Genomic DNA, 21,773 nt, shown 5'->3' with positions numbered 1-21,773 from the left:
AAAAAGCCACTTTCCATATGGAAAGTGGCTTGGAATTTGTCAAAAGCATAATCAAAAACCGCACCACTTCCCTACGCAGGTATGAACCTGTTCAGGTAATGAGGGTCTAAAAGTCAATACTTTTATCTCAGCCCTTTTAAAGGACTCCCCTAGTGGATCAAATATATGATGTTGTACTTCTATCTTAATCAGGAATTGTTCATTGGTCAAGGGTTCATTGTTACTCTAATTGGGCTCTTAGTCCTGCCACATATTCACGAGAGCCCGACACAAGCACACGGTCGCCGCTTCTAAGCGTCGTATCTCCATGTGGGACTAAACTGTCTACCCCTCTGAAAATACGGACAAAGACCAAATCGCCGGTAAATGGAAACTCCCTCAGCATGACATTGTGAAAGCGCTGATTGTTCATTTGAATTTGATACAAGGAAGTATCCTCATTTGTTAATAATCGAATCGCATCCGGTGCTTCAATCAAGGCTCTTAGCACCGTTTTAGATGATAGGAAATTAGAAAACGTATCAATGCCCGCTTCCTTCAATGTCAGCTCTGCCTCAGCTTTATTCACACTCGCAATGACTTGTTTTGCTCCTTCTTCCTTTGCAAATAAAGCAATTTCCTTATTTTTTGTCTCACTGCCTGTTGCGACGACGAGGACATCCTCCCGGCCAACGCCTGCCTTTCGCAGCGTCTCATCGTCGTACTTCTCAATCGATTCGACTTCAAAGATGGAGTCGGCAAGCAGCGCTTCTTTATTTTCTTGAAAGACATGCAAAATTCGAATATCATATTCATCCTGATGTAAATCGAGTGTGACAGGTAAGGTGAGCTGATTTGCACCAATAAAGGTCACACGTTTTTTATGGCTCGCAGCTTGTTCTTTTTTAAACAGCGCTTTAAACCAAACAGGCGTTAAAATACTCGTGAGTACCGCGACTAAAATCAGCGCGCCAGACATTTTATGATCAATGACTCCAAGCCGCTCCCCGATCGTCGCTGCTGCAATGACGAGTGATAACGTCGATGTTAATAAAAAGCCAGAGCCAATCACTTTTTTCATGTCATACCATTTTTTCAAATAAAGGATCGGGATGAGCTTACTAATCAGTAATGCAATAAATAGCAGCGGGATCATGATCATAATGGTTGGGTCCTTGAACAGTGCCCATATATTCAAATCAACTCCGACCATCACAAAGAAGATAGGGATCAAAAATCCGTAGCCAAATGAATCCAGCTGCTGAACAAGCTCTTTATTCGGCGAAAGAAGAGACACAAGCACACCTGCTAAAAATGCCCCAAGAATATTTTCAGCACCGAGTGATTCAGATAAGGCAACTAAGACTATAATGAGAGTAAAGATCGCCCTTGTCCCAATTTGCACGGTCCCTTTTGACATGGACTGAAAAATTGACTTTGTCTTAAATACGCGGCCAAATAAATAAAGAAGGATGCCTGCAGCAAATAATAAGAGCAGAAGCCACATATTCCCTGTACCATCGCCATAAATGGAGGAAAATACAGCAAGTAAAATCATTGTCACCAAATCAGCAATGACAGCGACAAGCAAGATGATTTGACCGATATTCGTCTGCATCAATTTTTCCTCTTTTAAGGTGGGAACCACTACCCCTAATGAGATCGTCGATATAATGAGCGTCATTAGAAAGGCATTTTGGATAAACCCTGCAAGAACAAACGCATAAGACAGGATAAAAGAAATACTAAATACGCCAAGAAAAACAATAGTGGCTGCAATAAACGTATTTGGTTCTTTTAGACCATTTGGCAGTTCTCGTGCTTTCTTCTTTGACTCGAAAGAAGAAAAATCTATTTCAAGTCCACTTAAAAACATCAGAAAAATAAAACCGAGCATGGATAACGTATCTAACCACGCATCATGTTCAACAACCAGTTGAAGACCGCTTTTTCCAATGATGAGCCCCATGATGATCTCAGCAACAACGACCGGAATGGTCAGCTTAAATCGGTGCAATAAAAGTGGGGTGAAAAAGGCAACAATAATAACGACAACGAGTGATGAAACAGATGTATGCTCCATTGGCTAAAGCCTCCTAACATTGATGTTTAATCTTTTAAGGTTTACGTTAAAGCATTGATTCTAACAATTGCCTAAATGAAAAGAAAGCCATTCGTTATATGTTCTAAAATTCAAACTTCTTTAACCCCGATGAATGGATGAGTAAAATCAGGAGGAAATCTTATGAAATTTGATATCATTGGTGATATCCACGGCTGCTACGAAGAGCTGCTTACCCTCTTACACAAACTAGGATACGAACTCAAACATGGATTACCCGTCCATCCTGATAAGAGAACGCTAGCACTTGTCGGTGATTTAACAGATCGAGGACCTCAGTCAGTAGATGTCATGCGCTTTGTCATTCATGCCTACGCACACGGCGCGATCCGCTACGTACCTGGCAACCATTGCTTTAAACTATATCGCTATTTGAAAGGAAATCCCGTGAAATTACTTCATGGCATTGAAACCACAGTGAACGAAATAAAAAAGCTTCCCCTTCATGAACAAACGAAATTGTCACATGAATTTAAGCAGCTATTTGAGAAGGCTCCGCTTTACGATGTACTTATTCCTGATGAACTAATGATTGCTCACGCAGCGATGAAGGAAAAGGACATTGGTAGAAAGCCGAACAAACAGATGCGATCCTATCTATTATTTGGCGCAGTCACAGGAGAAACATGGCCAGATGGACGACCTGTGCGGAAGGATTGGGCAAAGGAATATCGCGGAAAACCATGGATTGTCTACGGGCATACACCAGTGAAAGAACCGCGATTCGTTGGTAGAACCGTCAACATTGATACAGGCTGTGTATTTGGCCACCGGCTGTCTGCCCTTAAATACCCTGAGCTTGAAACGATTTCTGTTCCATCCTCTATGCCTTATGACGATTCAAGGTTTCAGCATTTCACATCATAAAAAAAACCCGGTCCTGAGCTTGCAGGTAGCCGGGTTTCTCTATTTAAAGCAGCAATGATTTCATGTCTTCAGGAAGCGGAGCCGAGAATGTCATTTCCTCCCCGGTCATCGGATGAGGAAAGACAAGAGTCTCACTATGCAGTGCCTGCCGGTTCATCTGCTCACTCGTTCCGCCATATAACGTATCTCCGATGAGCGGATGACCAAGATACTGCATATGAACACGAATTTGATGGGTTCTCCCCGTTTCAAGTGCCAGCGTCACATCTGACATGTTCAACTCAGCGTCCACCGCTCGCACTGTAAAATGCGTCACAGCTTCCTGTCCAGTATCATCGACCATTCGCTCGATGATACTATCTCCTTTTCGGGCAATTTTTGCACGAATGGTTCCACGCTTTTCTTTGATCAAGCCATGTGTAAACGCTCTGTATGTTCGTTTGACCGCTCCACTTTTCTGCGCTTTTGATAAAAGGCTGTGGGCAAAGCGATGCTTGGCCACAAGCATGACGCCAGATGTATCACGATCAAGGCGGTTCACTAAATGAACCGTCAGCCTAACAGACTGCTCTGCATAATGATGCAGCAATCCATTCGCAATACTGTGCTCTGGGTGCTCCCGAGAAGGAATAGACGGGATATATGGCCTTTTATTCAGCACAAGGACGTGCTCATCCTCAAATAAAATATCAAGCGGAATCTGAGCAGGCTTCAGCCCTTCACTCACTTTTTCCTCGGGGAATAAAATAGTGAGCCTGTCTCCTTTATGCAACTTGTATCTCACAGTCACATGCTCTCCATTAATGAGGAGATCACCGCCATCAAATTTAATATCCGTCAGCATTCTTTTCGAAATGCCAATATCTATTAAATAATCCTTTAAAAGCAGCCCTTCTTCTTTGGCTGTCATGGTTTTGTTTAGTGTAAAGTATTCCAGCGAGAACGACCTCTTTCTTATTCACCTTTTCCGATAAAGGAATCTTGCACCCTTTTCCAAAACGGAAATGGTCTAAATCGGGCAAAGCGGACATTCTCGTCTGCTACCCGGCATTGAATGGATTTGACGTCCTTATGAAGCAGCGTCAAATGATCAATGGTTACCTGAAAATCGACATCATTCCTCGGTTTAATGACACAAGTATGATGGTCTGGTAAAATAAGCGGCGAACCGACCGTTCGAAACACTCTGTTGTTGATTGAAGCCATTTCTGCCAGCTGAATGGCTCTAATGGAAGGATGAATAATGGCGCCCCCAAGTGCTTTATTATAGGCTGTACTGCCAGACGGTGTAGACAGACAAAGACCGTCACCTCTGAATGTTTCAAACAGCTGACCCCTAATTTCAACATCTGCCACAAGTGTCCCTTCCATACTTTTAATCGTACATTCATTCATGGCTAAATATTTCTCTTCTCTGCCGCCGTCGTTGTATCTGACAATGACTTCTAAGATTGGATATTCCACAATGTGATAAGGTGTTTTCGCTATAGCTAAGACGAGTTTTTCAATTTCACTTGGCACCCAGTCAGCATAAAAACCAAGATGACCTGTATGAACACCCACAAAAGCTGTTTCATTCAGACGGTCGCTATAACGGTGAAATGCATAAAGAAGGGTGCCGTCACCACCAACCGTAATGACAAGATCTGGTTCCTCTTCATTGAGTTCCATTCCGAAATCCAATAAGTAGGTCTGAATTTTATTTTTGAGTGTGTCAGATACAGAATTCCCTTTCGAAGAAACTGCAAATTTCATGAATTCTTCTCCTTTTCCACCTTGCTGCTATAAGAGGGCAGCATCATATTTGATTAAGCACAGGCTCAGCTATCGTTTTTCTTTTTCCGGGAAAATGCTACTTGTGCTTCTTGAATTTCCCCTCTAATTTCGGACATCTCATCATCAAGAAGAGATGCTGCCTCAGAAGCTCTTTGAAGGCGCAGCTTGACTTTCTCCGGGATATTCCCGCTATATTTATAATTCAGAGAATGCTCAATGGTCGCCCAAAAATTCATCGCAAGTGTACGAATTTGGATTTCGACAAGGAGCTGTTTCTCTCCATTGATCGTTTGCAGCGGATATAACACAACAAGGTGGTACGAACGGTATCCGCTTTCTTTATGCTCTGCAATATAGTCGCGTTTATCAACAACCACGAAGTCCTTTCGTGACTGGAGCATTTTTTTCACGACTTGTATGTCTTCTACAAACTGGCACATAATGCGAAGCCCAGCAATATCCTGCATCGTTTCAATTTCATGCATTGGGATGTTTTTACGCTTTGCCTTTTCTAATATGCTGGCAACGGGTTTCACTCGGCCTGTGACAAATTCTACTGGTGAATGGTCATCCTCGAATTCATACAGCTTTCGAATGCCTTTTAGTTTCACTTTTAATTCTTCGACTGCTTGTTTATACGGTGCGAGGAATTGATCCCATTGTTTTTTGTCCATGAAACTTCCCCCAATTCCATATACCTAATTATTTCAGAGGAATGTGCTCTTCACTTTCTCTTCCATATCTCCGTAATTGGCATTGTCTTTAATATTGTCAATTAAATAATGTAATTCTTGATGAAGCTGAATGAGTTCTAACGAATGGCCTCCTGCTGTCAAATAGACAGGGATGTCAAGATTCATTGCTTCTTTTAATGGAGCCCATGTATGTTCCCCTAAGATAAGATATGAAAAGGACTCCTCGTTTTCAAGTATGTAAACGAACGCAAAGTGATCAGAATCAACAAGCATTTGTCCTGATGCTTTTGCTTTTTGGATTTGCTCTTCTGACTTGGTCGTCAAAATCAGCCTGTCTTCTTTTAAAGTTGCTTCTGCGATTTCAATTCGGTTTTGCATCATGATCTCCTTTACAACAAAGTACAGCTTTATTTTATCATATCAAGTTCAATATTGATAAACCGAACTTTTTGAGAAAATCCTATTTTCTTCTTATAAATGATCCTTTCACGTAATTATCCATTGATTTTGGCACATGCGGAAAGAGAAATAATAGATAAAAACTGTCTTTTACATGATGAACATACTTCATGTACAATAATCATATTTCCTCTAAATGAAAGGTTGATGTCAAAATGGCCCAGGAAATTGAAATAGAACTAAAGCAATTGTTAATGAAAGAAGAATTTGAACAGTTGAAACAACATTTCCAATTGAAGGATTCGGATTTTCACACACAAACCAACTATTACTTTGATACACCCCAATTTGATATAAAATCTCAATTTGCTGCATTAAGAATGAGAGAAAAAAACGATCAGTGGGTTCTCACGTTAAAGGAACCACACGAAATAGGCTTACTCGAAACCCACCAAACGATCGCGCCTCCTTCAAGCCTTGACGATTTTCAGCTGCCAAAAGGTGAAGTGGCTGACAGGCTAGACCATTTGAACATTCAAAAGGATCAAATTGTGTATTTTGGTTCACTTGAAACGTCAAGAGCTGAAAAAATGATCAAAGAAGGCTTAATTGTTTTGGATCACAGCCGATATTTAACAATAGAGGACTATGAACTTGAATTTGAAGTGAGCGACCTGGAAATTGGACAAGCCGCATTCTCCGCATTGCTCCAACAATTTCAAATCCCTGTACGAAACACGAAAAACAAAGTCGTACGTTTTTATGAAGAGAAAATGAAAACACAGAATAGATGAATTCCTTGAAGGAGGAACAAAATGAACGTCAATCAAATTCAATCCTTTATGCAGCTCCAAGCACTTAAAACGTTACAATCAGACACTGGACAAACGCAAATGCCGGGCGGCCAAGAATCGAATGCACAAGCTTCATTTCAGTCGCTGCTGCAAGATTTTTTAGGCGGATCAGAATTATCACGCCTGCCGCTTTCAATTTCTGCATTGATGGGAACGGACCCATCAACGGCTCCCAACACGCAATACGCGCGTACAAACCCATACTTATCTGCTATCGCTGGTGGTGAGCAGCTTCAAGCTCAACCTTCATATGCAAATGACGCTCAATTGAATACAGCAAATGGTATTGGAAATGTCTTAAACAACAGCTACACGCCGCCGCTTCAAAAGGCTGTTTCAAGCGGCTCATCATCAAAAGAAATTAATCAAATTGTGTCACAAATGGCTCAAAAACATGGTGTTCCAGAAAAGCTGATTCATGCGGTCATTAAGCAAGAATCCGGCTATCGTACGAATGCGGTTAGCCATGCAGGCGCGCTTGGCCTCATGCAGCTTATGCCTTCTACAGCTAAGTCCCTTGGTGTGAATAATGCCTTTGATGCGGCCCAAAACATCGAAGGCGGTACGAAATATATAAAACAAATGCTTCAGAAATATAATGGAAATGTCTCACTCGCCTTAGCTGCTTATAATGCAGGCTCAGGAAATGTCGATAAATACGGCGGCATTCCACCATTTAAAGAAACACAAAATTATGTAAAGAAAATCACAGCACAATATTTCGCTTAAACCGAAGAGAATAACCTCTTCGGTTTTTTGTATGTCGCTTTTCACCCTTTTTTGACTGAATGTGTTATGATATGGTCAATTGATCACGGAACTCGCATCTCCCCTTATTTCCAATAGACCAAAGCGGTTTGTTTGTGGAATTGAGTTGAGGTTGTTAAAATAAATATACAAGAATAGAAACAATAAAATAGAACAAACTGAATATCACTTTTGAAATAAATGAATTCACAATAGGGCACTTCATCCTATTAACTACGAGTAAAAGGAGTAGTCAACATGGTACAATCGTTTAACGCACCTTACGAAGCGGTTGGAGAGGAACTTCTATCGCAACTTGTTGATACTTTTTATGAAAATGTAAAGTGTCATCCTTTGCTTCATCCTATTTTCCCGGATGACTTAAAAGAAACAGCAAGAAAACAAAAACAGTTTATAACTCAATATTTAGGCGGACCCCCGCTTTATACAGAGGAGCATGGCCACCCTATGCTACGGGCAAGACATCTCCCTTTTCCGATTACTGAGGAGCGGGCTGACGCATGGCTTGAATGCATGGAGGATGCAATGGATCAAGTAGGATTAACCGGCGATATTCGTGACTTTTTATTTGAGCGGCTCTCTTTAACGGCTCGTCATATGGTCAATCAAACACCTGAAAAGGATGGACGATCTTGAGCTGCAATACGCACGATCAATATTTCTCACACTGTCACGGACATCCTCAAAAGCCGATTGAAATCTATGTATTCATTGACCCTCTAAGTCCAGACTGCTGGTTATTAGAGCCATCCATTAAAAAATTAAAAATGAAGTACGGCCGGTTTTTCACTTTACGAACGGTGACAAGCTCTAGTATTAATGCATTGAATCGAAAACGAAAAAAGCATTTACTGACCGAAGCATGGGGGAAATTCGCGACCAAAACTCAGACCAAAAAAGAACAAATGCTGTCTGAACAAATTGTGACCTCACCCTATCTCGCCTCGCTTGCATTAAAAGCGGCTGAACTTCAAGGCAGAAAATGCGGAATGAAATTTCTGCGTCTCATTCAAGAATCACTTTTCTGCCATCAGCAAGATGTCACAAGTGAACATGTACTGCTAGAAAATGCAAAAAGCGCTGGACTAGATATCGAGGAATTCCAGCGCGATATTCATTCTCAAAGTGCTGTCAAAGCACTAAAATGTGATATGAAAATTGCCGCTGAAATGGACGTGTCTGAGCTTCCGACCTTTGCCTTTTTTAATACAGTAAACGGAGATGAAGGATTAAAAATTTCAGGTGCGTACTCTTACGATGTGTACGAGGAAATCCTTTTTGAAATGATTGGTGAAAAACCGACCCCATCAGTTCGACCTCCAATTGAATGGTTTATTGCTTACTTTCAATTTGCATCTGCCAAAGAGATTGCTGTCGTATATGACCTGACACTTGAAGAAGTTGAACGAGAAATGAAAAAGCTGGCTTTCGCTAAAAAAGTCGAACGTGTACAAGTGCATCAAGAAATGTTTTGGCGCTACAAAGAAGATGATCATCCTTCAGATCCTGATGTCTATCGCTGTGAGAATGAACATGGGTGCTGACCCATGTTTTTTCTTTACCTCAAAAAGGAACATTTGTTCTTTTTTAAACCACGAAGAAACCGCGCCGGGATAAGCGCGGTTTCACTATGTCTTAACGACAACAAAGGGGATGGGAGAAATTTTTCACGGTCAAACAAAGGGGTAATGTTTGTATGTGATTAATTTCACATCTGTAGTATATCAAATTTTGTCGACTTATGACAACAGATATACTATATGTTCATATTTTTGTCACAAAACATAAGAGGGTTGTCACTTTCATATAGTGAAAGTAACGAAAAAATGGAGGGATCTGCATGCGCAGCACAACCATTGGACTTGTTTCCATTGGCTTATGTTTCTTTTTAAATATATTAGGCTTAATGAAAATGCTTCCTCTTTATCTCACATCGCCTCTCTTATTTGCTGCAATACTTTTTACACTTTATCGAATGAACCATCGGAAGACCTTTAAGGGATTTAAAGGGTGATGATAGGAAGCGGCCTCTACATGCGAAGAGGTCTTTTTTTGTGAGAAAAAAACTCCTGTCAAAAGATGAGTTTGCACTCACACGTCTGACAGAAGTCTTTTCATTACTCACCCGTTTTAGAGATGAGCTCTTCCATTTCTTTTAATTTTTCTTCGAACAATTGACATGCTGCTTCGATTGGTTCTTTGGAAGCCATATCAACACCTGCTTTTTTCAGCACATTGATTGGATAATCAGAGCTTCCTGCTTTAAGGAAGTCTGTGTAGCGCTCCACCGCAGGTTTTCCTTCTTCTAAGATTTGCTTGCTTAATGCCTGTGCTGCACTATAGCCTGTTGCATATTGATATACATAATAGTTGTAATAGAAGTGAGGGATTCTCGTCCATTCTAATCCGATTTCTTTATCCACAACCATGCCGTCTCCAAAATACTTCTTGTTCAGGTCGTAATAGAGGTTCGTCATGAATTCTGGCGTTAAAGCCTCTCCCTCTTGTGCTTTCACATGAATCAGATGTTCAAACTCAGCAAACATCGTCTGTCTGAATACCGTTCCTCTAAATCCTTCTAGCAAGTGATTTAACACATACAAACGCTGTTTTTTATCATCTAGATGATTCAGCAGGTATTCGCCAAGTAACGCTTCATTTGTCGTAGAAGCTACTTCAGCTACAAAGATGCTATAGTTTCCATACGGATATGGCTGATGCTTTCTTGTATAGTAGCTGTGGACAGAGTGCCCAAATTCATGAGCCAGTGTAAATAAATTATCAATGTTATTTTGCCAGTTCATGAGGATATATGGATTTGTGCCATAGCTTCCAGATGAATACGCACCGCTACGTTTCCCTTTATTCTCATAAACGTCCACCCAGCGATTATCGAGACCCTCTTTTAACACGGATACATATTCTTCTCCTAATGGTGCTAACCCTTTTAGCATATAATCCTTTGCTTCATCGTAGGTTAGCTTCATGCCAGCATCTTTTACAAGTGGCGTATACAAGTCATAGTTATGCACTTCATCAAGCTTTAATACCTTTTTACGCAATTCAATATAACGGTGTAATAACGGTAAATATTGATGAACGGTATCAATTAGATTGTCATATACTTCTTCTGGAATACTGTTCCGAGATAGTGCTGATTCTCTTGCCGATTTATAATTTCGTACTTTTGCATAAAAATTATCCTTTTTAATCGAACCGCTCAGTGTCGAAGCAAGCGTGTTTTTATACTGATCATACGTTTTATACACAGCTTTAAAAGCATTCTTTCTCACTTCACGGTCATCACTGTTTAAAAATGTAATAAAGTTGCCGTGGGTAATCTTCTTTTCTTCCCCATTTTCATCCTTTACAGAAGGGAACGAAATATCAGCATTGTTAAACATACTAAAAGTAGTAGATGAAGTTGAGAGAGGTTCAGATGCCTCAGCTAATAAGGCCTCTTGCTCCTCACTTAAAATATGTGGACGTTCTTTATTAATTTCTTCAAGAGCATGGGAATACAGTTTTAATTCTTCTTTTTCCAAAATAAACTGCTGCAATTTATCTTCTTGAATCGATAAAATCTCTGGAACAATATAAGCAGAAGTACTAGAGAGTTGTGTAAATAAATTCGATGCTTTATCATTCAGCGCTTGAAATGATGAGTTCGTTGTATCCTCATCGTATTTCATGTGCGCATATGTATAAAGCTTACCAAGCTTTTCAGAAAGCTGATCCTGAAAGGTTAGGGCTTCATACAGTACATCAGCAGAATGGGCGAGCTTGCCTTTAAATTGGGCGAGCTTAGGAATTTCTTTTTTGACCGCTTCGAATTCCTTGTTCCATGCATCGACGCCTTCAAAAATATCTTCAAGCCGCCATTTGTTTTCTTCTTTTACTTCGCTTCTGTCTGGTAAATGGTTGTTTTTGCTTTGTGAAGTCATATGAATCCCCCTTGCATAAGTTGTGTTGAACCAACCTTTCAGAAAGTGAAAGAAATTGGTGTTGTATTTATCTTCTTTGTTTTGAACTATATTTGTCAAATCATATGCAGAAATAAATACCAAACAGACTAAAAAAATGAGAAAAAAGCGTTTCTTTCTATTCAATCGCAGCACCACCTTTTTCTTATCATGATCAAAGTGGGCATGAAACATGCTAATGAAATAAGAAAGCATCTCGTTTGAACGCTTCATCTACTGTTTGTATCGGCAGTTGTTTTGACGCTACTTCATAATTACCCTCTTTCGTCATATGCAAAAACCCTTGTCTGACAATCGCATGAACATATGATGTGATAACCTCTTTCATTTCTTCTATTGAAACATCGCCATATCGAAGTTTTACTTCTTTCATCTGGATACACCGCTTCATTTCTTTCATCAGCAGTTGAATCGTCACTGGACTGCTTCCTTTTTTTCTTATGATCCAATCATATAGACACCCCTGCCAGACATAAACGGGGCTTGTAAAGATGGACGCTTCTGGCAGCGGGATAAATAATTCAGCCGGCAGAAAAGGGAAAGCTGTTTGATGATGCTCATAAAAAATGTCTCTTAACCGTTTGCTTTCATTTGATAAAATACGAGGTGGCCGCTGTCTAAATTGCTGTATACATCTTAGCCATTGCTTGGAGACTTGGCGCTTGCTTGAGGGCTGCAATAGGATATCTGAAAATTGGCGGTATGCTGTTGGCGATCTGACAGTCATAGCGGCACATATTTTTGTTGGTTGAAATACAAGGAATTGAGCAAGATGGATGAATCGATTCTGAAGCGGACAGTAAAAAATCAGATCCCCTTTCTTTGATTCCCTCAACATTCCCCAATGAATGGAGGAGAAGGAAAAGAGCTGGGCAGATTTTCGCTTTAAACGATTTGCTCCTATGACCCATATAGGGAAGTGCCCTGCTTGACGGAGTCCTGCTGTCCTTTTACGTAGCTCTTGCCGCGAAATATTTGAGCATTGATATTCGATTGCATAGCTTGTTCCTCCAATAGAGACGGCCACGTCAGGGCGCTGATGAACCTTTGACACATACTTTTCAAGCACCGGTTTATGCCCAAGCCGCTGAAGCCAATTCATAATGGCTTCTTTTCCCGCCTGATGATAAGCCGTTTCGCCTGAGGCTAGTGGACATGCAGTGAGCTGTTTATGTGCAAAATGATAGACACGTTGTTCACCAAGCTTTAATTGCACTTCTTCCCTGCATTCAGGGCAGTAAAACTTGCACGTCGTCCTGACATGCTCCAGCCGGTTTTTAGATAAATGATGTGTAATACGAATAAGCTTTCCATTATCCATGATCGCTGTATTCATTCAGCTCGCCCCTTAGTCTTTGATGACCGTATTATAGCTTGTTCATCTATAAGAGAGCGAATAGGCAAAATGAACTTTTATGGTGTGAAAATATGATTTTACTGATGTTTTACTGAGGAAAATGAAAAACCCCCTCTGATAAAAAGGGGGAAAATACAATCTTTATAGTAATGGCGATAATAATCTTGCTGTTGATTCAAAGAGCCTTACCCTTAACGGTCTCTTTGCAAATTCTTCTGGGACTATCTCGTGTGACTGCTCTAAATCACCTAAGAAGTCGTTCACGAGCTTCTCAGTGCTTCTCGTTTTGTAGAGGAAGGCATTCACTTCAAAATTCAAATGAAAGCTTCTCATATCCATGTTGGCCGTTCCTATCGAAGCCAGCTCGCTATCCACAATGATAAATTTACTATGCATAAAGCCTTGATCATATTCATACACCTTTGCCCCTGCTTCTAAAAGCTCCGGGAAGTATGAACGGGACGCATGGAAGACGATCCGTTTATCTGGATTCTTCGGTGCAATAATCCGTACGTCTACTCCGCTTAAAGCAGCAATTTTCAATGCAGACAAAATATCATCATCCGGCACAAAATATGGTGAAGCGATCCAAATAGACTTTTTGGCAGAGATAATCATGGAGAAAAAGAGATTTTTAATGACCTCCCACTGTTTATCAGGACCACCAGCAATCATTTGTACGCCTTCTGTTGTGCTTTCAAGATGGCTGAAATCTTTAAAGTAGTCCACACCTGCGCATCTTTCATTCGTCATATAGTACCAATCCTGCATGAAAATCTGCTGCAGATCACGTACAGCTTCACCCTTAATCATCAAATGAGTGTCACGCCAAAAACCATATTGTCTGCTTCTGCCCAAATATTCGTCTCCAATGTTCAGCCCGCCAACAAATCCAACTTCTCCATCAATCACGACAATTTTTCTGTGATTTCGGAAATTGATTTTATTATTTAACAGAGGCAGCCTCACAGGTAAAAATGGAACGATCTGAACGCCAGCCTTTTCGAGGTCAGCAATATATTGACGAGAGAGCTTCAAACTCCCTACATCGTCATATAAAAAGCGGACAATCACACCATTTTTCGCTTTATCAATGAGAATATCCTTTAATTCTTGTCCAAGGTCATCATGACGGAGAATATAATATTCTAAATGAATGTGATGTGTCGCCTTTTTAATTTCTTCAAAAATATGAGAGAATGTTTCTTCTCCATTGGTCAGGACTTTAGAGGACGTGCGATACGTAATAGGGGTATGTCCAAGTCTGTGGGCCAGCTTAAATAAGAGCTGCTGATGATCACCCATATGCGTCATTTTCTCAATCGCTTCTCTATGAATATGTTCATCTTCCTGGATTAACTGTTCGTCCAGGATGGCTTTCTTTTCAAACAGCCGGCGTTTTTTGATATTGCGTCCAAAGAAAATATAGAACAGAAAGCCGAATAACGGAAAGCTGCCAAGCAGGACAAGCCACGTTATCGTTTGAGATGGATTCCGGTTCTCCAAGAATATGACAAACCCGATGAAGATAATCGATAAAGTGAATAGAACACTGACAGAACTTAATACACTTACAGCTAAATCACCAGCAATTAATTGAATGACTAAATAAGCACCTATCGTAATGATAAGAAAAAATAGAACTTTGACTAAATTTCTCATTTCATTTTCTCCTTGCCGATCTCTTTATTTACCTATTCATTCAGAGAAAAAAGCCGATTCCTCTATAGAAATCGACTTTTGTTGGTTACGAGAAGTGCTGTTGAATCGTTTCAAGGGCATTTCCTTCGATAATCAGCTGACCGTATTCTTTCAGTCTGTAAATGCTGACCACTGATTCATGAGCATATTCAAGCAAAATGCTGAGCTTATTCTCCACTTGCTCATCTGACAAATCCTCGTGGAAGTCAACATATAGATAATAACGGTTTTCAAACGAATATAAACTTGTGGTAAAATCCTGCATATTTAATTGAGAAAGTGCAATCAAATCTTCAAAGTCATCCATTTTCAACACAAATTGAAGTTGAAGTTTTTTGTCCTTCTCATTATGATCTTCTTGATCCTGCTCTTCTTTTTGAAAATCATCAAGCAGTGCATCTAGACTTTCTTCATCTGTTTGATCTTTTTTATCTTCTGGAATCGGCAATTCGAGCTTTTGTCCATCTTTAGAAAGTTGGGCTTTCGTCACGACAATTTCAAGACCTTTGTCAAGTGCCTGCACTTGAATCCAAAGCGGCCCCTCAACTGCAAATTCTTCTTCTTCGTGCACTTCGTCCATTACTTCCCAAAACAGCTCTTCACTGCGTTCACGATTATACCAAATCTCTTCACGGTCAAATCCGCGGTCTTCAATATCACCGTAGGAAATATAAAATTTCACTGTATGTTCATTAATTCTTTCGATTTCCATTTTGCCAACCTTCCCTTCTATATAAGATGTTGAAGGGACATACAAGCTCCCAATTAATAGTACTTTACTACACTTTACCCGTTCCGTCTACATGTTAACCTTTTAAAGAATTGAGGTATCACTTCGTACAGTCTATTTTATGATAAAACATGAATAAAAGAAATAAAAACGCATTTTTTGCAGAGAAAACTTACAGAAACATATATTTGAATTGTCCTCATATATTGGTTGTACGAGCTCTATTAGACATGAGGTGAAATGGATGGAAACAGAGTGGATCATATCCTTACTGATGATTATTGGCATTGATCTGATTTTAGGCGGAGATAACGCATTGATCATTGCGATGGCTAGCCGCAGCTTGTCAAATGACAAACGGAATAAAGCCATATGGATCGGCACACTTTTGGCCGTGCTGATGAGAATTACAATGACAGGTGCCGCAGTTTATTTATTGACCATCCCTTATTTACAATTTATCGGCGGACTTTTTCTCCTTTATATAGGATACAATTTGTTAATTGAACAAAAGAAAGAATCGATTCGCATTAAAAGCAGCGGCTCCCTTTGGCGTGCGGTTCAGACCATTGTGATTGCCGACCTCTTTATGTCACTTGATAATGTGATTGCAGTTGCAGGGGCGGCAAAAGGCAACATGCTGCTGACTGCTTTTGGCCTGATGATTTCAGTACCGATTATTATTTGGGGAAGTAAACTGATTCATACCGCTCTAACCAAATTTCCGTATCTTTTATACGGAGGAAGTGCTCTTTTGGCTTTTACTGGCGGTGAAATGATTGTTCGTGATGTGAAATTGAATGAATTTATGGCTCAGCATGCGACTCTTGAATTGATGCTTCCGTTTTTAACAGTCGTCATGGTCATTTTAGCCAGCCTGTTTTACGAACAAACGGCTGAAAACAAATAAAAAAAGCTGCCAAATCATCGGCAGCTTTTCGTTTTTTCTATTAGTTAGCAAGTCGCTGAGCTTCTCTTAGTTGGAATGTACGAACCGTTCTTGGAAGGAAACGTCTAATTTCATCTTCATTGTAGCCAACTTGTAGTCTTTTTTCATCCAAGATAATTGGACGTCTTAAAAGACCTGGATGCTCATTGATTAGTTTATACAATTGTTGGAGAGGCATTGTCTCAACATTCACATTTAGCTTTTGGAATACTTTTGAACGTGTTGAGATAATTTCATCTGTACCGTCTTCAGTCATTCGAAGAATTTCTTTGATTTCATCGATTGAAAGAGGCTCTGAAAAGATGTTTCTCTCTTGATACGGAATATTGTGCTCTTCTAACCACGCTCTTGCTTTTCTACATGATGTACAGCTTGGTGATGTGTATAATGTTACCATAAATCTTCACTCCTCAATTTGTAGAATGAATATTGATCTGTATTCTTAAATTAAAATTGTTCTAAATAAGTAATCTTTATAGTGATTATACTATAAAAAAGTAAGTGTGAACAGATTTTCTTGCAATTTTTGTGACAAAAACTAGACAATTTCATTCATTTTCTCGTGTTGCTTGATGTCTGAACATTCTCATTTAGTCGAGATGATCGAAAATATTTTTTTGTTTTCTATTTTCAATGACCTTCAATACATCATCAACATCTTCATACGACTGCCCATACCATTCTTCATCTTTATACGTATGGATTCGTTCATAGGTTTTCCTCATAGCCTCCATCATTTCTTCTTCATTATCTGTAAGAGGCGACCAATAAAGGATTTCCATGCGGTTCACTTCATTTGTTGCAAGTGACCTGCGTTTATAACCGATTGATTCTGCATGCTTGAAGTGCTCTCTTTGGTAAAACTTTAGGCGTTTTGCAGTATCTACATCATCTTCATCTACAGGCTCAACCTCAAGCAAGATCGGTTTCTTTTTTTCCTTCAGCTTATGAATGAGCTTTGATCCGAGGCCTTCACCTCTTGCATCTCTGGAAACAAATAAATAATCAATAAAGATAAAATTATCAAATTCGGCGTACATCATCACATGATGAGGTCCTTCCTCCTTATGATAAACATCACTTCTTTCCTTTAATAAAGCTTCCATATGCTCTTTTGACTTCATTTCTTCTATCGGGAAGTATTCACTGAGCTTTTCATACCAATTCATGGATCCGCTCCTTATGATATCGTTAAGAACCACTTCCTTAGATATTCCCGATTTCCTGCAATTTAAACGCCTGTACTAGTAAGACGCAGCAAAGTCTCCTCTAGTTTCACTTTTTTTTCAAACAACAGAAAAAAGTTTTATATCGAACGTTCCATGAGTAATTGAAAACAGACAAACAGGATGAGTGTCATCCCGGTTTGAAACATGATGAAATAAAGGTACTTCCTGCGATGTGCTTCCTCTTTCTGATTGCTTGTTTTCCGGTGAAGCATATATTCCACGGAAAAAGACACGATGCCAATGAGCACCATAAATATGAGCATCCACTGTCCTCCATTTGGCTTTCTCAAAAATGACGTTGAAAAAAGCATGAATACAATGAGAAAGTGAAAGAATGAATAGCGAAACGTCTTCCATATCGACATCTGATTTCCTCCTAGAACCCGCTTGTTGTTAACTAGAAATTACCATCATCTCGTTTTTTTGTAAAATAAAAAAAGAAGCACTGACATAGCAGCGCTTCTTCCTTCTTATCATTGTTTTGCCTGAAGTTCTTTGAATTCTTCCTCTGTGCAGCTCACAAAGTGACCTGGCTTCACTTCACGGAACTCAGTGTTTGTTCCTTTGTGAACAGATGGATCATACTTGATTCGTTTGCGGTTACGCTCATAATCTGGATCTGGAAGCGGAATCGCAGATAGTAATGATTTTGTATATGGATGAAGCGGGTTTTCGTATAATTCATTCGCTGGTGCCAGCTCTACCAATTTCCCGAAATACATCACGCCAATACGATCGCTGATGTATTTTACCATGGACAGGTCATGGGCAATGAATAAGTACGTTAACCCTTTTTCTTCTTGAAGCTCTTTCATTAAGTTGACGACCTGTGCTTGGATCGACACATCTAATGCAGAGATTGGTTCATCGGCAATGATGAAATCTGGTTCAACTGCTAATGCACGGGCAATCCCGATACGCTGCCTTTGACCACCAGAGAATTCATGCGGATATCTGTTTGCATGCTCTTTGTTCAAGCCAACAGTTTCAAGCAATTGGTACACACGCTCTTTACGTGCTTGCTTTGTTTTTGCTAGGCCATGAATGTCGATGCCTTCTGCAATGATATCAAGCACTGTCATTCTAGGGTTCAGTGAGGCATATGGATCTTGGAAGATCATCTGCATTTGACGGTTGAATTCAAGCATTTTTTGTCTTGATTTCTTCCCGTGTACACTTTCCCCTTTATAAAGAACCTCACCATCTGTCGCATCATAAAGTCTAATGATGGAACGGCCAGTAGTGGATTTACCACAACCAGACTCCCCTACAAGGCCAAGTGTTTCACCTTTATAAATATCAAATGAAACGCCGTCAACTGCTTTCACAGTCCCTCTTGCTGTATGGAAATGCTGCTTTAAATTTTTGATTTCTAACAGTTTTTCTGCCATGCTATTCACCCTCTTTTACTAATACAGGTTTTTCGTAGCTACCTTCTAGTTCACGCATTCTCGCCTTTACAGAAGCAGGCGGTTCAACTTTAGGTGCATTCGGATGAAGTAGCCATGATTTCACATAATGCGTATCTGATACTTTGAACATTGGCGGTTCTTGTTCAAAGTCAATTTTCATTGCATAATCGCTTCGGAGTGCAAATGCATCTCCTTTCGGCGGGTTTGTCAGATCTGGTGGTGTTCCTGGGATTGCAGTCAGCTTTCCTTCATCTCCGCCATCTGTATCAAGGCTCGGCATTGATGCTAAAAGTCCCCACGTATATGGATGTTGTGGATTGTAGAAAATTTCATCAACCGTTCCTGTCTCGACAATCTGACCTGCATACATAACAGCTACACGATCAGCGACGTTGGCGACAACACCTAGATCATGTGTAATAAAGATAATTGACGTTTCCACCTTTTGCTGAATTTCTTTCATTAATTCTAAAATTTGCGCCTGAATCGTTACATCTAGTGCTGTTGTCGGCTCATCGGCAATCAATAGCTTTGGATCTGCTGCAAGTGCCATCGCAATGACAACCCTTTGTCTCATCCCGCCACTAAATTCGTGTGGATATTGCTTGATTCTTTTTTCAGGCATTGCAATCCCAACAAGCTCCAGTAATTCAATGGCTCTTTTTTCAGCCGCTTCTTTTGAAATTTGTTCGTGCTTGAACAGCACTTCTGTAATTTGTTTCCCGACCTTCATCGTTGGATTCAAGGAAGTCATCGGATCCTGGAAGATCATTGAGATGTCTTTTCCTCGAATGGTTTGCATTTGTTTTTCAGTTTTCTTAACAATATCTTGCCCATCAAACAGGATCTGTCCGCGCTTGAAATAACCCGGCGGCATCGGAATTAATCTCATGATGGCCTGTGATGTCACACTTTTACCAGAGCCAGATTCACCTACAATAGCAAGTGTCTCGCCTTTATTTAAGTGGAAGTTCACACCACGAATGGCTTGAACCTCTCCACCATATGTTTTAAATGAGATTGCAAGGTCTTTCACCTCTAGAATACGTTCACGTTCCATCCTAATCACTCCTTATTTACGCAACTTCGGATCTAAAGCGTCTCTTAGTCCGTCTCCAACCACGTTAAAACCAAACATTGTAATACAGATAAATGCGGCTGGGAACCATAATCTCCATGGGTAGTACGTCATGGCCGGAATTCCGTCAGACGCCATTGTTCCCCAGCTCGCTAATGGAGCCGGTACACCAAGCCCTAGATAGCTTAGGAATGCCTCCGTGAAAATAGCCGAAGGAATCGTTAATGTCATCGTCACAAGAATTGGTCCCATTGAGTTTGGTATTAAGTGTTTAAATAAAAGTCTAGATGTTTTCGCACCTAATGTTTGTGCGGCAAGAACGTACTCTTGACTCTTCAATTGTAAAACCTGTCCCCGAACGATACGTGCCATGTTGATCCAGCCTACAACTGTCATGGCAAGGATAATCGTTAATAATCCTTTTGGCAGAACAACCATCATTAAGATGACCATTAGTAGTGTTGGAATTGCCCATAAAACGTCAGCAATACGCATCATCACTTCATCTGTACGGCCGCCTTTGAATGCTGCAATACTTCCCCAGATAATCCCGATGATGACGTCAAGAACAGCTGCAGCAAGACCGATGAAGATCGAAATTCTTGCCCCGACCCATGTCCGGACAAACATGTCACGTCCTAAATCATCTGTACCAAACCAGTGCTCTTTTGAAGGCGGCTGGTCCGCATTCAGTAAGTCAGTCGTTGAATAATCATACTTAGAAAAAATCGGAACAAAGATGGCCAACATCACAATAATAAAAATGATTGTAAGACCAACCATTGCAAGTTTATTTGCACGGAAGCGAAGCATAGCATCCTTCCATAAAGATAGACTAGGTTTAGAAATTTTTTCAGATTCTGCTGCGTCAGCTGTCGCAGGAACAAATAAATCTTTTCTCATCTCTTCCATGTGTTAGACCCCTTTCTTCGCCTTCGTCAGTTTAATTCTAGGATCGATAATACCGTAGAGGACGTCAACGACTAAAATACTAATTAATAGAATAATACTGTAGAAGACTGTGACACCCATGATGACGGTGTAATCACGGTTTGTAATACTTGTGACAAAGTGAGAGCCTAATCCAGGAATACCGAAAATCTTCTCCACGACAAAACTACCTGTTAAAACTGAAGCAGCCATTGGTCCCATATATGTAATGACAGGTAACAATGCGTTTCGAATGGCGTGTTTAATCGTCACAGCTGATTTCGTTAATCCTTTCGCTCTAGCCGTTCTAATGTAGTCACTGTTTAAAACTTCAAGCATACTTGACCGTGCAAGTCTAGCGATAAATGCCATAGGCATGAAGGAAAGTGCAATAGAAGGTAGTACGGTGCTGGCCCAAGTCTCCCATCCTGCAACTGGGAAAATCGCTATAACGCTTGCCTCAGATGCAAATACATATTGTAGTAGCGCAGCTAAAATGAAACTTGGAACTGAAATTCCAAAGATCGTTAAAATGGCAATCGTATAGTCTTGCCACTTGTTATGATAGAGCGCTGCAAGGACCCCAAACAATACACCAAATGCTAATGCGAGGAGAATTGCCTCAATTCCGAGGGTAAAGGAAACGGGGAATCCAGAACTGATTAAGTCATTTACAGTTTGTCCTTTATATTTAAATGAGGGACCAAAATCTAATTTTGCAACTGAACCTAAGTAGCTTACATATTGAACAAATAAGGGCTTGTCCAACCCGTAGTGCTCGTTTAGGTTTGCTTCAATTTCAGCAGGAAGTTTCTTCTCACCAGAGAATGGACCACCCGGTGCTGCCTGCATGAGAAAGAAAGTTGCAGTTACAATAACAAACAGTGTGATTAAAATATATATTAATCGCTTACCGATATATTTAAGCAACGGAATTGCACCTC

At 40.2% G+C, this 21,773-nt stretch carries 23 protein-coding genes, 1 pseudogene and 1 riboswitch; of the genes and pseudogenes, 7 read left to right on the top strand and 17 right to left on the bottom strand.

Annotated features, from left to right (window positions below; translation table 11 throughout):
- Positions 1-51: 51 nt before the first annotated feature.
- A riboswitch (TPP riboswitch) is annotated at positions 52-161 on the bottom strand.
- 59 nt (positions 162-220) lie between these two features.
- Complete coding sequence (locus ACQYAC_RS18915; protein ID WP_429943888.1) at positions 221-2,062, bottom strand: monovalent cation:proton antiporter family protein; 1,842 nt, start codon at positions 2,060-2,062, stop codon at positions 221-223.
- A 162-nt stretch (positions 2,063-2,224) separates the two neighbouring features.
- Between ACQYAC_RS18915 and prpE the strand changes: the two genes are divergently transcribed.
- Positions 2,225-2,968, top strand: a complete 744-nt coding sequence (gene prpE / locus ACQYAC_RS18910; protein ID WP_429943887.1) for a bis(5'-nucleosyl)-tetraphosphatase PrpE — start codon at positions 2,225-2,227, stop codon at positions 2,966-2,968.
- A gap of 43 nt (positions 2,969-3,011) precedes the next feature.
- Here the strand turns inward: prpE and ACQYAC_RS18905 are convergent, their stop codons facing one another.
- The 4 genes from ACQYAC_RS18905 to ACQYAC_RS18890 form a co-directional block, all read right to left on the bottom strand.
- A complete protein-coding gene (locus ACQYAC_RS18905) occupies positions 3,012-3,878 on the bottom strand; it encodes an RluA family pseudouridine synthase (protein ID WP_429943886.1) in 867 nt (288 codons plus the stop codon).
- Between the two features lie 44 nt (positions 3,879-3,922).
- A complete protein-coding gene (locus tag ACQYAC_RS18900) occupies positions 3,923-4,723 on the bottom strand; it encodes an NAD kinase (protein ID WP_058014287.1) in 801 nt (266 codons plus the stop codon).
- A gap of 65 nt (positions 4,724-4,788) precedes the next feature.
- Complete coding sequence (locus ACQYAC_RS18895) at positions 4,789-5,418, bottom strand: GTP pyrophosphokinase (protein ID WP_003211990.1); 630 nt, start codon at positions 5,416-5,418, stop codon at positions 4,789-4,791.
- A gap of 33 nt (positions 5,419-5,451) precedes the next feature.
- Positions 5,452-5,817, bottom strand: a complete 366-nt coding sequence (locus ACQYAC_RS18890; RefSeq protein ID WP_058014288.1) for a hypothetical protein — start codon at positions 5,815-5,817, stop codon at positions 5,452-5,454.
- A gap of 236 nt (positions 5,818-6,053) precedes the next feature.
- Between ACQYAC_RS18890 and ACQYAC_RS18885 the strand changes: the two genes are divergently transcribed.
- From ACQYAC_RS18885 to ACQYAC_RS18865, 5 genes are all read left to right on the top strand, one after another.
- Complete coding sequence (locus tag ACQYAC_RS18885) at positions 6,054-6,632, top strand: CYTH domain-containing protein (protein WP_058014289.1); 579 nt, start codon at positions 6,054-6,056, stop codon at positions 6,630-6,632.
- Between the two features lie 21 nt (positions 6,633-6,653).
- A complete protein-coding gene (locus tag ACQYAC_RS18880) occupies positions 6,654-7,421 on the top strand; it encodes a lytic transglycosylase domain-containing protein (RefSeq protein ID WP_429943885.1) in 768 nt (255 codons plus the stop codon).
- A gap of 276 nt (positions 7,422-7,697) precedes the next feature.
- Positions 7,698-8,096 carry a thiol management oxidoreductase gene (locus ACQYAC_RS18875; RefSeq protein ID WP_429943884.1) on the top strand — a complete coding sequence of 133 codons (399 nt, stop codon included), beginning with the start codon at positions 7,698-7,700 and terminating at the stop codon, positions 8,094-8,096.
- Entirely contained in the window at positions 8,093-9,004 is a 912-nt protein-coding gene (locus tag ACQYAC_RS18870) for a ClpXP adapter SpxH family protein (protein WP_429943883.1), read from the top strand. Before ACQYAC_RS18875 ends, ACQYAC_RS18870 begins: the two co-directional genes overlap by 4 nt.
- A 296-nt stretch (positions 9,005-9,300) precedes the next feature.
- Positions 9,301-9,474 (top strand): hypothetical protein, encoded by a 174-nt coding sequence (locus ACQYAC_RS18865; protein ID WP_044139629.1) that lies wholly within the window; start codon positions 9,301-9,303, stop codon positions 9,472-9,474.
- Positions 9,475-9,577: 103 nt separating this feature from the next.
- Here ACQYAC_RS18865 and pepF read toward each other — a convergent pair whose 3' ends face one another.
- The 5 genes and pseudogenes from pepF to ACQYAC_RS18840 all read right to left on the bottom strand — a co-directional run.
- Positions 9,578-11,404, bottom strand: a complete 1,827-nt coding sequence (pepF, locus tag ACQYAC_RS18860; RefSeq protein ID WP_426972537.1) for an oligoendopeptidase F — start codon at positions 11,402-11,404, stop codon at positions 9,578-9,580.
- Positions 11,405-11,618: 214 nt separating this feature from the next.
- Positions 11,619-12,779: a competence protein CoiA gene (locus ACQYAC_RS18855; RefSeq protein ID WP_429943882.1), complete on the bottom strand. Its 1,161-nt coding sequence runs from the start codon at positions 12,777-12,779 to the stop codon at positions 11,619-11,621.
- A 162-nt stretch (positions 12,780-12,941) separates the two neighbouring features.
- Positions 12,942-14,462, bottom strand: a complete 1,521-nt coding sequence (gene cls, locus ACQYAC_RS18850) for a cardiolipin synthase (protein ID WP_058014293.1) — start codon at positions 14,460-14,462, stop codon at positions 12,942-12,944.
- Positions 14,463-14,547: 85 nt separating this feature from the next.
- Positions 14,548-15,213: an adaptor protein MecA gene (gene mecA / locus ACQYAC_RS18845; RefSeq protein ID WP_012009573.1), complete on the bottom strand. Its 666-nt coding sequence runs from the start codon at positions 15,211-15,213 to the stop codon at positions 14,548-14,550.
- A pseudogene (locus ACQYAC_RS18840) lies at positions 15,180-15,300 on the bottom strand (hypothetical protein); the annotation flags it as partial. The pseudogene ACQYAC_RS18840 and the gene mecA, both read right to left, overlap by 34 nt.
- A 175-nt stretch (positions 15,301-15,475) precedes the next feature.
- On the opposite strand from ACQYAC_RS18840, the gene ACQYAC_RS18835 reads away from it, so the two are divergent.
- A complete protein-coding gene (locus ACQYAC_RS18835) occupies positions 15,476-16,141 on the top strand; it encodes a TerC family protein (RefSeq protein WP_058014294.1) in 666 nt (221 codons plus the stop codon).
- Positions 16,142-16,181: 40 nt separating this feature from the next.
- Here the strand turns inward: ACQYAC_RS18835 and spxA are convergent, their stop codons facing one another.
- The 7 genes from spxA to ACQYAC_RS18800 form a co-directional block, all read right to left on the bottom strand.
- Entirely contained in the window at positions 16,182-16,577 is a 396-nt protein-coding gene (gene spxA, locus ACQYAC_RS18830; protein ID WP_003211421.1) for a transcriptional regulator SpxA, read from the bottom strand.
- 193 nt (positions 16,578-16,770) lie between these two features.
- Entirely contained in the window at positions 16,771-17,349 is a 579-nt protein-coding gene (locus tag ACQYAC_RS18825; RefSeq protein ID WP_426972532.1) for a GNAT family N-acetyltransferase, read from the bottom strand.
- Between the two features lie 137 nt (positions 17,350-17,486).
- Entirely contained in the window at positions 17,487-17,774 is a 288-nt protein-coding gene (locus ACQYAC_RS18820) for a hypothetical protein (RefSeq protein ID WP_268498090.1), read from the bottom strand.
- A gap of 108 nt (positions 17,775-17,882) precedes the next feature.
- Entirely contained in the window at positions 17,883-18,800 is a 918-nt protein-coding gene (locus ACQYAC_RS18815; protein WP_169056296.1) for an ABC transporter ATP-binding protein, read from the bottom strand.
- Position 18,801: 1 nt separating this feature from the next.
- Positions 18,802-19,881 (bottom strand): ABC transporter ATP-binding protein, encoded by a 1,080-nt coding sequence (locus tag ACQYAC_RS18810; protein ID WP_199800891.1) that lies wholly within the window; start codon positions 19,879-19,881, stop codon positions 18,802-18,804.
- Between the two features lie 12 nt (positions 19,882-19,893).
- Positions 19,894-20,811 (bottom strand): ABC transporter permease, encoded by a 918-nt coding sequence (locus tag ACQYAC_RS18805; protein WP_429943881.1) that lies wholly within the window; start codon positions 20,809-20,811, stop codon positions 19,894-19,896.
- A 3-nt stretch (positions 20,812-20,814) separates the two neighbouring features.
- Positions 20,815-21,759: an ABC transporter permease gene (locus ACQYAC_RS18800; protein WP_061407358.1), complete on the bottom strand. Its 945-nt coding sequence runs from the start codon at positions 21,757-21,759 to the stop codon at positions 20,815-20,817.
- Positions 21,760-21,773: the final 14 nt, after the last annotated feature.

This window comes from Bacillus sp. MM09(2025) (assembly GCF_050496725.1).
GTDB classification, from domain to species: Bacteria; Bacillota; Bacilli; order Bacillales; family Bacillaceae; genus Bacillus; species Bacillus pumilus.
This window is presented reverse-complemented; position numbering and strand designations above follow the sequence as displayed.